The sequence below is a fragment of the Enterococcus mundtii genome (assembly GCF_013394305.1).
In the GTDB taxonomy this organism is placed as follows: Bacteria; Bacillota; Bacilli; order Lactobacillales; family Enterococcaceae; genus Enterococcus_B; species Enterococcus_B pernyi.
Map to the genome: position 1 here is coordinate 822,571 of NZ_AP019810.1, position 13,268 is coordinate 835,838.

Below are 13,268 nucleotides of genomic sequence, written 5' to 3' on the forward strand. Positions count from 1 at the left end.
AATAGCCCCCCGCTGATTGGGTGACTATTTTTTTGAGTTTATATCGTTTCCTTCACAACGTTCAATTGTTCCTGCTTTTCATTATTTTTTGCAATACCTAAACCAGTAATGGCACTGACCATTGAAAAGACGGGAGAAAGCAAACTGAAAAATACGAATGGTAAGTAGGTCATCGTTGGTATTCCAAACGTGCTGGCAACAAAACTACCGGCAATCCCCCAAGGAATAAGGTAATTGATGACTGTCCCTCCATCTTCTAAGGTACGACTCAAAACAGTTGGATCAAGTCCTGCTTTTTTGTATGTTTCTTTGAACGCATTTCCTGGTAAGATCACAGATAAGAACTGTTCACCGATAAACAGATTGACACCAATACTTGTCATTAGTGTCGTAAAAATCAGTTTAGGTATCGTCGTCATTTTCTTCGATACCACTTCCATAACTGTAGAGATCAACTCAAATTCGATCAATAAACCGCCTAATGAAAGCGTCAGAATAATCAAGGAAACTGTAGGCATCATACTTTCGATCCCACCGCGGCTAAGTAACGCATCGATTTGCGTGTTTCCTGTTTCAGATAGAAAACCAGATTCGAGGACTGTCGCTAGTCCTGAGAAGGAAGTGCTTGGATCTTGGATAAAAATCATTCCAACTGCTACGGCAATATTAAACAGGATCGTTAAGATCGCTGGAACTTTTTTCCAAGCACAAACCAACATCAAGAATAAAGGGATTAGAGACCAGATCGAAATCGTAAAGTTGTTTTCTAAAATAGTTGTTACATTTTGGATTTCTGTCAAGCTGGCACCTTTATCTGTATGTCCTAAAAATGCAAACAAAATCAAAGAAACAATAAATGCCGGAAGTGTTGACCACATCATATGTTTGATATGTTTAAATAGATCCGCATCAACAATGGCTGCTGCCAGATTTGTCGATTCAGATAATGGCGACATCTTATCTCCAAAAACTGCCCCAGAAACAATAGCACCGACAACTAATGCGGGGGTCAATCCCAACGTTGTGCCGATACCGAAAAAGGCGATACCGATGGTTGACATGACAGTAAAGGCACTACCGACTGCACTGCCGACAATGGCACACACAACAAAAACTGAAGGCACAAACCATGGGACACTAATGATGTTAAAGCCATAGACCATCAACGTTGGAATGATGCCAGCTTGGATCCAGACCGCAATCAATGCGCCGACTAAAATAAAGATAAAGATCGGGATGATCCCCGGTTTGAGACCGTTGATGATTCCTTCATGTAATCGATCGGTTGGCTGTTTCTTCACTACTGCGTAGACCATGACCATACCAATAGCAATCAAAATCGCGATATTCGGTGAAATCTTAAAGCCAACTACTCCGGCTGCTATCGTTGCAACGATAATTATTAATACACTCACTGCTTCTATAAAACTAGGTTTTTTTATTTTTTCCATATCCATTCTCCTTTTTTAAGTTTGTTACGTCTTAAAAAAGCTTCGATATCGAATGACTCCGCCACAATTCATCTGCGTTTCCTCCCTAAAAAAAAGACAAAAAGATCTGTTTTCAACTAAGGACGAATTTCTCCGCGGTACCACCTTAATTAAAAACAGATCTGTTTTTCACTTTGATTTGAATGATTTAATTGTTAAAACTTTTCCTGTAATTCATAGAATTGGCTTGGTCGGTTCGCAGCAACCACCGACTTTCTGAACAAAACACCAAAACTACTACTGGGTGAAAAGTGAACTTTCATGAAGTTTACCTGCATCTGTCCAATTTGTCAATCTAAATGTATTTTTTCTGAAAACAAATGTTTTGATTCATAACGATCTAGTCCTTTCACCCATCCATCATTTTCCGTTATTTTTTTGCAAGGATTGCTTGATGCTCCTGCTTTATTTTATCTAGAAGTTCTGGCTTTCCAAATAGATCTAATGCAGTATTTGCCAATAGTTCAGCAGCAATGGCAATCGAAGCTAGTCCTTTTTCACTACGAGCAGCTGCTTTAAATTCTTCCGAATGACCGGCGATATATTCATCAGCAATCGAGACGGTTGGTTGGATCGTCGGAATCACATGGCTCACGTTACCAACGTCAGAAGAACCTAGACTTGTTTGTTCTTTTGTTTCGATTTCTTCATCAGGTACACCTGCTGCATTCGCATGACTGAAGAACAGCGCATCAAATGAAGGCGTCACGATCACATCATCGACAGAATTTTGGAACAATCCAAATTCATAACTTGTTCCCGTACTCAAAGCCGCCCCTTTCACGATATTTTCGACTTTTTGATACACCTCATTCAATGTCTGACGATTTTTTGCTCGTAAGTAGAATCGACCTGCTGCGTATTCGGGAATCACATTCGCAGCGACTCCCCATCCGTGATGATCCCATGGATATTGACGTCTTTTGGCAGTTGCAGGCGCAACGCATTGATTCCATTAAACACTTGAATCAACGCTTCTAAGGCATTCACTCCTTTATCTGGTGCGGCAGCTGCATGGGAAGCAACACCATGGAACTTGATGTCCACCGGGTCATTCGCTAATGATTCTGTCGTTTTGCCGTAACGATATGCAGGATGGACACAAAGTGCTGCATCCACATCTTCAAAGAAGCCTTCCCGTACAAAACTTCCTTTAGCTGATCCGTTTTCGCCTCCCTCTTCTCCAGGTGTGCCATATACCCGAATCTCTCCACCAATCTCAGCAATTCGTTCGCGCAAGACACTGGCAGCTAAGACAGAATACGTACCAAACAAGTTGTGTCCACAAGCATGACCGATTCCTGGTAAAGCGTCAAATTCTGCTAAAAAAGCAATCGTTGGTCCTGGTTTTCCTGAAGCGTAACGAGCATCAAATCCTGTTCGATGACCAGCAACATCTTTTGTGACAGAAAATCCTTCTTTTTCTAATTGTTTGATCAAAGCATCTGAGGAATAAAACTCATAATTACTTACCTCAGGATGGTCATGGATATCTAGTGCTAATGCTTGATATTCAGCTAATCGTTGCTGGATTGCTTCCTTAAAAGAATGTGTTGTTAAAGTAGATGTTGTCATATTGGCTTCCTCCAGTTTGCTTTTTATTTTTCACCAAATGTTTCCCAGGCAGGTACGCTTGATCCTTTTGATGTTTCTTCGATCACTTTTGCTGTTTCTTCCGTTTGATAGGTGTCAACGATCTTTTGATAGATTTCGTTATTTTCATCTTCTTTTCTTGCTACAATGATGTTGACATATGGTCTGGCACTGTCATCGACAGGTTCTAAAAAGATAGCATCACTCGTTGGGTTCAATCCTGCATCGACTGCCACACCACTGTTAATCACTGAAAGATCCACGTCATTCAATGCACGAGCTGTTTGTGAGGCATCCAGTTCAGAGATGTCTAGTTTTTTTGTATTTTCAGTGATATCTGAAGTAGTCGGCGTTTGGCCTTTCGCTGGATCAACTTTGATCAAACCAGCTGTTTGTAGCAATAGCAACGCCCGTCCGCCATTTGTGACGTCGTTTGGAATAGCTACTTTTGCGCCATCCTTGATATCATCAATGGATTGGATCGTATTGGAATAGATCCCTAAAGGTGCATTCACTGTGTTGCCGATCGAGACTAGATCCGTTCCGTGTTCCGTATTGTAATTGTCTAAAAAGAATTGATGTTGAAAAGCATTGAGATCGATCGAGCCATCTGCTAATGCAGCATTCGGTTGATTATAGTCGGTAAATTTCACGTATTCTAAGTCAATATCTTCTTTTGCTAAACGTGCCTTGACATCATCCCAAACGTCAGTGTCCTCTCCAATAATCCCAAGTTTTACTGTCGTTTGTTTTTTTGTGTCTGTTTCGGCATTGCCTTGGCTACAGCCAGCCAACCAAATAAGTGCAACAAAAGCAAGTACTGTATAACGAATGAGTTTTTTCATGATGATTCCTCCAGTTTAATGTGATATTTTTTTGATCAATAAATTGCTGATCCATTGACTTAAGAAAACAAGGATCAAGATCAACAAAGTGGCGACGATAGTCACGTCTGTTTGAAAACGATTATACCCACGAGAAATAGCTAGGTTTCCTAATCCTCCTGCCCCAACTGCTCCTGCCATAGCAGTCAAGCCAATGACATTGATGATCGTCAATGCAGAGACACGAATGATCCCTGGCAAGCCTTCGATCAAATAGACTCTAAAAACGATCCCTATTGGACTGGTTCCCATAGATTCGGCTGCTTCAATCACTCCAGGATCTACTTCTAACAACGCATTTTCCACTTGTCGAGCGAAAAATGGCACAACACCAAAGATCAAAGGGACTAAAGCAGCTTTCGCGCCGATCGTAGTACCGACTAAAAAGCGAGTCGTCAATGCCAGTAAAGAAAGTAAAATGATAAAGGGAATCGAGCGGACAACATTGATGACCTTGTCTAGTACCTCATAAAGCAAGCGATTTTCAAGCAATCCTTGGGGCCGTGTCACAACCAATACGATCCCAAAACCAAGACCGATCGCACCTCCGATCAACGCGGTCCAAAAAGACATATACAACGTTTGTTTCGTCGCTTCAATAAATTCATCGGGTATCAAATAGACATTAGGTAAATAGGTTTCTAAGAAATGGGTCATATCAGCGTCCTCCTTGAATCACTTTCATTTCCTTACTTGCGCCATTTTTTTGTAAAATCGTTGCTTGTACACCGGATTCAATAAGATAAGCCAAGGCTTTTTCTCGTTGATGGATCTCTCCTGATAAAGTAACGATCAATCGTCCTAATGGGGTTTCTTGTAATAGTTCTACATTGCCGTATAAAATATTCGCACTGACTTGGTATTTGCTATAAAGTTGTGCGATCAACGGTTCATTCGTTTGTGTGCCCACATAACTCAATTCCACTAACCATTTATTGGTCAACTGATCTGCAAAAGCACGATGCGAGCGAATCGTTTCTAATGCTTGGTCAACGTGGGTGGCTGTTCGGATAAACTCTTGCGTCAAAACTTCTTTTGGTGCACTGAAAATCTGAACGCTACTTCCCTGTTCGATCACTTCCCCGTTTTCCATCACAGCTACTTTGTTGCAGATTTCTTTAACGACTTGCATCTCATGTGTGATCAAAACGATTGTCAACCCTAATTGCTGATTCAGTTTTTTCAATAAAGCTAAAATCTGATGGGTCGTTTTTGGATCTAAGGCACTCGTTGCCTCATCACAAAGTAATACTTGCGGATCACTGGCTAATGCACGAGCGATAGCAACTCTTTGCTTTTGTCCTCCTGAAAGTTGTTTTGGATACGCAGTAGCTTTTTCTTCTAACCCGACTAATGTTAAAAGCTCATTAACTTTTTGACGACGCTCCTGTTTCGATTTTTTCGTATATTTCAACGAGAAATCGACGTTGTCAAAAATCGTGCGACTTTCCATTAGGTGAAAATGTTGAAAAATCATCCCGATCGATTTTCGTTCTTTTCGTAATTCTTTCGGGGATAGTTTTCCTAGCTCTGTTCCATTGATGATGACTTTGCCACTTGTTGGTTTTTGTAACAGGTTCATGACACGAACCAGCGTACTTTTCCCAGCACCTGAATAACCTACGATTCCGTAAACATCCCCTTTAGCAATCGAAAGATCCACCTGTTTCACTGCCTGGATCGTCTTTTCTTTTTGTTGGAAAGAAACATTTATTGCTTGTAATTCAATCATTTTTACTCCTCCTTCGGTTTGACGATAAAAAAAGGCATCCTCAAGAAAATGACTCATCACTTTCTTGAGGACGCCTTTTTGCGTGTTACCACCTCATGTTCAAGTTACACTTACATGTAACTCCTCTTCGAGTACAATCATACTCTAGCAAGCTAACGGTTGCGACCGTCACCGTCTCACAATTTTGCTCGGGGTGAATTGCTCAATAGCCATTTTCCAAACATGCCGCCTTGCTTCTTCTCAGCTACCGAAGCTCTCTGTTAAAGGTTTTTGTATTTGTACTTACTATTTCAACGCAAAAAATATAAAAAAAATCCTTTTATCAGCATAAATCTACTGATAAAAGGACGACGTATCGTGGTACCACCTTTATTCGGAAGTTTCCTTCCCTCGATCCAACATCTCTTTACGAGAGATTGGTTGTCCGTTTTAACGGTCAGACATTTCCGAACTTGCCTACTTATCGACAAGTTATTCTCCAAGGCCATTTTTCAACTTTTCTTACTTGACTCTTTCCACCAACCAGAGCCTCTCTTTGAAGTTTCCAAGTTTACTTTCCTTATCAACGAATCCATATTTTGTTGTTGAGAACACTTTATCTAAGTGAAAACAAAAAGTCAAGCAAGAAATTTAAAAAAATATGCACTCAGTCGATTGATCAATAAAAAAATCGTTGGTGGCACTGGATTTCCAGCCGTTTATTTTTTTCCTTTTTGTTTTTCTAACATCTCCAACACGATCAAAAGATCGGTACCTTCTGCTAAGATCGATAAATCTGCTTTTTCTCTTTCGGTATAAGCCCGATCAAAGCTTGAATCTGGAATCAAAACAACACCCATTCCTGCTCGTGATGCGGCGGTCGCACCAACCAAAGAATCTTCCACTGCAAAGGCTTCTGACGCTGTCAATCCCGACCGCTCTAGCGCAGTTAGATAAGGAATTGGTGAAGGTTTATTTTCAGACACTTCATCCCCAAAGGTATATGTATGAAAATAAGGCTTCAAAGAAAATTGATCCAAAATATTGTTTGCTCGTTTTGTTACCGTCGTCGTTGCGAGACCAAGAATGAGTTTTTGGTCATTCAATTCTTTCAATACTTCTTTTGCATGAGGTTTTAATTGGATAGCGCCACTATGCAGTTGTTGATAAAAATATTCTTCTCGTTTTTCGCGAACCTTTTGTACCATTTCCGGTGTTCCCGCCATTTTGATCAACAAATCATAGCTTTGTTTCCAATTTTTTCCACCCCATGTATCAACGATTTCTTGAGGTATTTCGATATCAAATTGCTTGAATCCCCATAGCCAACCGTCACGATAAGTTCTTTCTGTATCAACTAATAGTCCATCTAAGTCAAATATTGCACCCTTCATATCCACTGATCCTTTCAAAAAAACAATATCTGTAGTGTATCATGTTTTTTCATTCAAACCAATGGGATCTCAAGCATTTTTGTTATGAGTAATAATTACACTCACCCTCCGTACTCAATTATTCGGATTCATTTTAGTTATTTTATTTCTACGAATCTTTAATAATTGATTCGTAAAATTAGCCCAATCGACTGCCCTTGGAGGAACTAACCAAATGATTTGGAACAAGTCTCCAAAAGAACAGATTTCTTTATCTGTCAAAAGTAGATCTGTTTCATCATCTGCCTTCGTTTGGTAGATGATATTCAAGTCAGAGATTTTCTGGATATTATTTTTGATCAACGCATTAAATTGTGGTCCAAAGGAAAAATCAATGCAAATACGGAGCGGTTTCAATTGTTGATCGATGGGTAATATATCCATCATCACTAACACATAATGAAAAAATAAAAATTCTTTTGCGAGCCAAATTTGCTTGTTCTTTTTTTGTTTTTTGATGTAATCTCTGCAAAACAAAAAATATTCTGGATACATTTCATAAAAATAAGTGACATCCAGGTTGTTATTGTCATCAATATTTTCTTCTTTGAAATATTTGATCTTCAAATGCAAGACCGTCAGCTGTCTTCTGATTTCTTTTAGCTGATTCTCTGAGAGAATAAATGCTTGTCCAAGTTCTTCAAGAAATAAGTCATTCAAGGCAAGTATTTCCTTTAGTGTCACTCCCTCAATAAGTTCCGGCTCATTGATTGCGCCTTCGACAACAAGATAAGCAAAAATCTGTTGCGCTTCGCTATATAGCTCTTTTTCCGTATCGATCTTTGCCTCTTTTTCAAGCCAAGAAAATATGCTTCGAAAGAAATCATTAGTTTCTAACATTTTTTTATTGAATGTCAATTGACTTTTTTTATTCTCGGACATTCGCCAACCTTGCTTTATTCGAATCAAGCTGACTGAAAGAAAATGTTGGAGTTTTGTTTCACTAAAACCTGTAAAAGAAGCAGCGAATTTCGGTTCAAGCAACCGAATCAATTCTTCCACTGGTTTCGTGATCTCTGTTGGATAAACCGAATAAGCCCGTCCGTATAATTTGGTGAAATAAAACGTCACCAATCCACGTACAGAGCCTTCTTCCCCACTTAGTAAGAATTTTTTTGTGACTGTAAGTTTTTTGTCTGCTAATCTCGTACGCATGTCTTTCAGCTTTTGGTAGACGAGGGGATGACTGATATAATTCTTGATTGCATAGTCATTGACAGATTCGAACGTTTCAAAAAATATTTCTTGTAACATCAAAAAACCAAAGGAATGGCGGACATACATTTCACCTAAAATTGTCGAATTCCCTCGACCACTCTCAATCAGTCGGACGTTATTTCCTTCGAAAAACAGTTGAAATTCATCCGTTAGCCCATAGTCCACAAAATCATGTGACAATTCTTCCATTGACTTATTCAGCAAAAAATAAGAGATATCCAATTCTTCCAGCACTTTTTCATGATTTTCAATTAAAAGTGGCTTTGTTTCCAAATAACGTAGCAACTCTAACTTTCGTTGCGCTGGCTTATCTAAAAATAGTTTGAACATTTTGATTTCCTCTACCTTCTGGTTTTTCTCCATAGAGTATCGTACCTGAAAATAAGTAGCTCATTGCTGCCATCTGACTATTATCTGAACTAGCAGAACCAGAACCACTCGACTGTGGCAACATCACTTGGCTATGAGAGTGATCATCAGAAAAAAATTGATCATCTAAGGTTATTTTACGTGATGTACTAGCAATCTGGCTAATAATATCGCCCTGGTTATCTAATAATTTTGTTTTGTTTGGTCGCTTTTTTTTAGGAATTGAAGAATCTTGATACGGTAATTCGGCTGGTGGTTGTTCTTCAACTTTCTGCTTTTCGTTATTTATAATTGCAGTATCTTGTGATTGTTCGGTGTGTTCAACCTTTGCTTCTTTCTCATCCGTTACAGGCCGTTGGGGAGTAACTGGTTGAATTTGGATTTCTTCTGTTGGATTCAACGGATCATAAATGATCGTTTCTGCATATATATAGTTGGAAGATTCAAAATAGACTGCCGCGAACAAAAGTGTTCCTAATATGGCGATTTTTTGTCTTTTCACTTTTCTCCCCCTTTTTTGATTAGACATTTTAAGTAAGTGAAACCATTCGTTTCCAAGCAAAAATTGTCTGACTGATCTTATTTATTTGATCAGTCAGACGTTTTTTTATCAGGGATTGATATTATTTATTTTCAGATTCGTCTTCATCTTTTTGTTTTTTTCTTTTCCAAAAAATAAATAGAAGTAAAAGAATCAATAATAATAGGATACCGAATAATAGATAGATCCAAGTATTGTCTTGTTCGATCGTCACATCTTTTTCGTTTAATTCCCTAGCAACTTCGCCTTTGATTTCAAAGTCTTTTTCAAATTCCCATTTATATTTATAGGTTTCCTCAGAGCCATTAGAAGTTTTGACTTTGTATTCTCCATCTTCAGCTTTTTCGCCGTAAGCAGTCATCTTCATCGTATACTTCCCTGCTTCCAACTTTTCACCATTTAAAGAAATGGGGTAAGCAAAGTGAGAATTTGGCGCCATTTGCATACTTTCGGCTTGGCTTTCGTACAGCACTTCAGCTGATCCTTTTTTCGTGATCGTTGTTGCTACATTCAATTGATTCAAGTAAACCGCTTGAGGGTTTTGCAAATGTACATTGATCACATTTCTCGCATTGACTTGTGCGGGTTCCACTTTCGTTGCTTTGAGATCAGGCTTGATCGCTGTCATATTTTGACGGATCAATAATGCAACTACGTAAGAGTACTCATTTTTGATGGCTAATCCTTTATCTTCGGAAGAAGAGTCCTGAGTGTCATCCGTTTTTTCTTTAAAAGTGATCCCGCCTGCCATGACACCATCAAATTTTTCTGCTGGCATCGTGACTGTGATTGGCACTGTCACTTCCGAATGTTTTGGTAACGTCACTTCTGGCTCTGCTTTCGCATAATCTTTTAAATTGTAAACCAAACTATTATCGGGTTCAATTTTATTTTCACCATACTCCACCACACCATTCAAATTAGTTGTTGCACTGTTGATCGTGGTTTCGATCGTGATGTCGTTGTCTGTGTCATTGCGTAATTGGACTTCGATTGTTTGTTGTTTGTCAGGTTCCATCAATAGATCGAAATATGTTTTTTCTTTATCGATTTGATTTTCAGGAATCACTGGGGTAACCGCAAAATTAAATTCTGATGCAAAAGTTGATTGGACTGGAACCATACTTAGCATGGCAACAATGAGGCTGACAATAAGGATAAATCTTTTTTTCATAATATTTTTAACTCCCTGATAAATTAGATGTTGGCGAGGCTATGACAGAAGCGTTCTATCCCTTCAAAGGTAACTAATATCACTGCGTTGCACCAATTTTTTTTAGGTCAAGACAAAAAGTTCTTTCATTTTTGCCTTGACCAGATTGTATTCGATTAGTTTCCTGGCGCATCTGTTAACGTCCAAGTGAACGTTGTTTGATAAGCTTTTGCGTATTTTGTCGTTGAACCTGGTACTTCTAGTGCAATACTATTTTTCGCGGTATCCACTGAATTTCCCCAATCCATCAAATACGTTCCAGCACCTTCACCATTTTTCGCACTCATCACTAATGATTCACTACCACTTGGATCTAAGCTGAAAGTTGCAACGCCTGTTGGTTTTGCTGATTGTGAACCAGTCACGACATTACCATTTGATAATGTGATTTTTGCACCTGTCAATTCTTGGTCTTCCGCTGTTTTGAATTGTGCATTTTGTTTTACTTTCAATGTCCAACCTGTTTCAGTTCCGCGGTTGTCAGATACTTGAACAAAGTTTGGTCCTTCTTTTTCAACATCACTTGCATCTTTATATTTTTGTGCTGCAGCATAGTATGTTTGCGTTTTAGACGTGATTTTTTGTTCACCGAAGACTAGACTTGAAGCAAAGTCGATCGACAATGGTCCATTTGTACCTGGATTTGGCTTACCATCAGGATTTGTTGGATCAACTGGCGTCACTGGTTGTTCTGGATCAAGTGGATCAACTGGATCAGTCGTCTCTGTATTTGGCACATAATTGATGACACCATTTGAAGTATACTCTCCACCATCAGCTGCTGCTACGCTAACTGTGCTAAATACTCCGCCTAATAACATTGTTGATAATAAGATCATTGGTGATTTTTTCATTTTTATTTTCTCCATTCTTAATTTCCTGGTGTATCAGATAGATTCCAAGTTAATGTTGTTGAGTACGTGACTGCATCTTTCGGCGTTTTACCCGGGATGGTCAATGAAACACTTTTTGTAACCATTGAGGATACGTCTTTATTTTTTTGGTCTTTCATTGTGATTGTCTCCACTTTATCCCCCCACGCTTCGATCCACGTGCCAGAACCTGCATCTTGTCCTGCACTTAGAACAATCGATTCTGCACCGTTTGGATCTAAGGCGATTTCAGTGGTCGCAGTCGGTGCAGCCACACCCTCTGCATTTGATTTGACTACCGGATCTTGCAATTCGATTACCGCGCCAGTCAACGTGTTGTTTAATGTGTCATCGTTCTTAAATTGACCGTTTTGACATACTTTCAATGTCCAACCAGCATTATTTCCTCGGTGATCAGACACTTGGACATAATCTGGTGTGACTAGATCCGAAAATGTGCCATCGTCATTTACATAAGTCTGTGCTTTGGCATAATAGGTTTCTGTTTTATTCGATATCTTATTCATGCCGAAATCAAAACTTGAAGCAAAGTCGATCGATAGTGGCCCTTTTGTACCTGGTTCTGGGTCGGTTCCATCTGGATTAGTTGGATGAACCGGTTTGTCTGGATCAGGGTCGATTGGATTGACTGGATCGGTTGGTTCCGTATCAGGTATAAAATTGACCGTACCGTTACTTGTATACTTTGCTTGATCGACTGCTTGGACGGTAACCGTAACTCCTGTCAAAAGACTAATGATCATTAAACCACTTACTGTTTTTTTCATACGATCCCCCAAAGTGATTCATTTTCTGCCTTTTTCTTTTATGGTGCTGGAGTAGATTTAAGGCTCCATGTCAATGTGGTGCTATACTCTTTCGCTAATTTGACCGTTTTACCTGGTACGTTAAGTTTTACAGCAGTTGCGCCTTGTGTGGCATCCGTACCAAATTTGTAGATCCAAGTTCCCATGCCTTTACCCGCGTCAGCAGTCATCAAGACTGATTCGCTTCCAGGAGTCAATGTGTTTTGTGTTACTAGATCTGGTTTGTATTGATCATCCATGATCGATGCACTTGCACCGTTACTTAAGGATAGTACTGCACCAGATAACTCTTCATCAGCATCAGTTTTGAATTGACTGTCTTGCTTGACAGATAAGCTCCATCCTTCTTGTGTTCCACGTTTGTCTGTTACTTGGACGTAGTTTGGTCCGTCTGTTCCATCTTTGAATGTTTGGATCTGTGCATAGTAGTCTTTTGTGACAGTAGTGATTTTTTGTTTCCCAAATTGGAAGCTTGAAGCAAAATCAATTGATAATGGTCCGTTCGTCCCTGGATTTGGTCCATTTGGATCAGTTGGATCTACTGGTTCTACCGGACTTGTTGGATCAGTTGGATCAACCGGGTTTGTTGGATCGGTATCTGCTTCAAATGCGATCACTCCATTTGTCTCATAGCTTGCAGTTTCATCCGCAGCAAATACTGTGCTTGTTCCTACTAGTGTACTAAATAAAATAATTCCAGCTGTTAACAACGTTGTCTTTTTCATTTTTCTCTTCTTCTCCTTTTTATAACAATAATTATCAATACGATCAAAAGAAGGAAACTTCCAATAATCGTAAATTGTTTACTTCTGTATTCTCCAGTTTTTGGTAACTGTTTGCTATCCCCTTGTATCGCCTCTTGCTGTTCCACAGTTGCTCCATTTTTTTCAGAGGACGTTTGATCCTCTTGAGTAGAGCTGGGGGAAGTTGGCTCACCCACCCCTTCTTCGGAACTGCTACTTCCTGCTTCAGGATATTCATAGGTGCCATAAAATCCTGTAACACCCTCACTTTTGAACGATTGCTCTTCATCGGCTAGACCAATTGGCGTTTGAGTAAAAAGAAGTCCTAACAACACAAGGATCTTCCACCTTTTTTTCTTCATCTTTCCCACCTA

Annotated in this window: 12 protein-coding genes, 1 pseudogene and 2 other annotated features; all 13 genes and pseudogenes read right to left on the reverse strand. The window is 39.4% G+C overall.

The annotated features are described in order from the left end of the window. Window positions 1-38 precede the first annotated feature (38 nt). Window positions 39-1,451 (reverse strand): Na+/H+ antiporter NhaC, encoded by a 1,413-nt coding sequence (nhaC, locus tag HZ311_RS03930; RefSeq protein ID WP_178946478.1) that lies wholly within the window; start codon window positions 1,449-1,451, stop codon window positions 39-41. A 409-nt stretch (window positions 1,452-1,860) separates the two neighbouring features. Beyond that, window positions 1,861-3,065, reverse strand: a pseudogene (locus tag HZ311_RS03935) (M20 family metallopeptidase). Between the two features lie 23 nt (window positions 3,066-3,088). Then, window positions 3,089-3,928, reverse strand: a complete 840-nt coding sequence (locus HZ311_RS03940; RefSeq protein ID WP_137072702.1) for a MetQ/NlpA family ABC transporter substrate-binding protein — start codon at window positions 3,926-3,928, stop codon at window positions 3,089-3,091. A 15-nt stretch (window positions 3,929-3,943) separates the two neighbouring features. Next, window positions 3,944-4,624 (reverse strand): methionine ABC transporter permease, encoded by a 681-nt coding sequence (locus HZ311_RS03945; RefSeq protein ID WP_023520129.1) that lies wholly within the window; start codon window positions 4,622-4,624, stop codon window positions 3,944-3,946. Window position 4,625: 1 nt separating this feature from the next. Beyond that, window positions 4,626-5,699 carry a methionine ABC transporter ATP-binding protein gene (locus tag HZ311_RS03950; protein WP_010734726.1) on the reverse strand — a complete coding sequence of 358 codons (1,074 nt, stop codon included), beginning with the start codon at window positions 5,697-5,699 and terminating at the stop codon, window positions 4,626-4,628. 63 nt (window positions 5,700-5,762) lie between these two features. Next, window positions 5,763-6,002 (reverse strand) — a binding site (T-box leader). 37 nt (window positions 6,003-6,039) lie between these two features. After that, window positions 6,040-6,274: a binding site (T-box leader), on the reverse strand. A 123-nt stretch (window positions 6,275-6,397) separates the two neighbouring features. Beyond that, on the reverse strand, window positions 6,398-7,072 hold the full coding sequence (locus HZ311_RS03955) for an HAD family hydrolase (protein ID WP_010734725.1): 675 nt from the start codon (window positions 7,070-7,072) through the stop codon (window positions 6,398-6,400). Window positions 7,073-7,186: 114 nt separating this feature from the next. Next, a complete protein-coding gene (locus HZ311_RS03960) occupies window positions 7,187-8,659 on the reverse strand; it encodes a helix-turn-helix domain-containing protein (protein WP_023520130.1) in 1,473 nt (490 codons plus the stop codon). Beyond that, complete coding sequence (locus tag HZ311_RS03965; RefSeq protein WP_023520131.1) at window positions 8,637-9,200, reverse strand: hypothetical protein; 564 nt, start codon at window positions 9,198-9,200, stop codon at window positions 8,637-8,639. Before HZ311_RS03965 ends, HZ311_RS03960 begins: the two co-directional genes overlap by 23 nt. 121 nt (window positions 9,201-9,321) lie before the next feature. Beyond that, a complete protein-coding gene (locus HZ311_RS03970; protein ID WP_023520132.1) occupies window positions 9,322-10,413 on the reverse strand; it encodes a DUF916 and DUF3324 domain-containing protein in 1,092 nt (363 codons plus the stop codon). 155 nt (window positions 10,414-10,568) lie between these two features. Continuing rightward, window positions 10,569-11,306, reverse strand: coding sequence for a WxL domain-containing protein (locus tag HZ311_RS03975; protein ID WP_010734721.1), 738 nt, complete (start codon window positions 11,304-11,306; stop codon window positions 10,569-10,571). Between the two features lie 17 nt (window positions 11,307-11,323). Beyond that, complete coding sequence (locus HZ311_RS03980) at window positions 11,324-12,112, reverse strand: WxL domain-containing protein (RefSeq protein WP_019724078.1); 789 nt, start codon at window positions 12,110-12,112, stop codon at window positions 11,324-11,326. Between the two features lie 38 nt (window positions 12,113-12,150). Next, window positions 12,151-12,876, reverse strand: a complete 726-nt coding sequence (locus tag HZ311_RS03985; protein ID WP_023520133.1) for a WxL domain-containing protein — start codon at window positions 12,874-12,876, stop codon at window positions 12,151-12,153. Then, window positions 12,873-13,256 carry an LPXTG cell wall anchor domain-containing protein gene (locus HZ311_RS03990; protein ID WP_010734718.1) on the reverse strand — a complete coding sequence of 128 codons (384 nt, stop codon included), beginning with the start codon at window positions 13,254-13,256 and terminating at the stop codon, window positions 12,873-12,875. The genes HZ311_RS03985 and HZ311_RS03990 overlap by 4 nt, the downstream gene beginning before the upstream one ends. Between the last annotated feature and the right edge of the window lie 12 nt (window positions 13,257-13,268).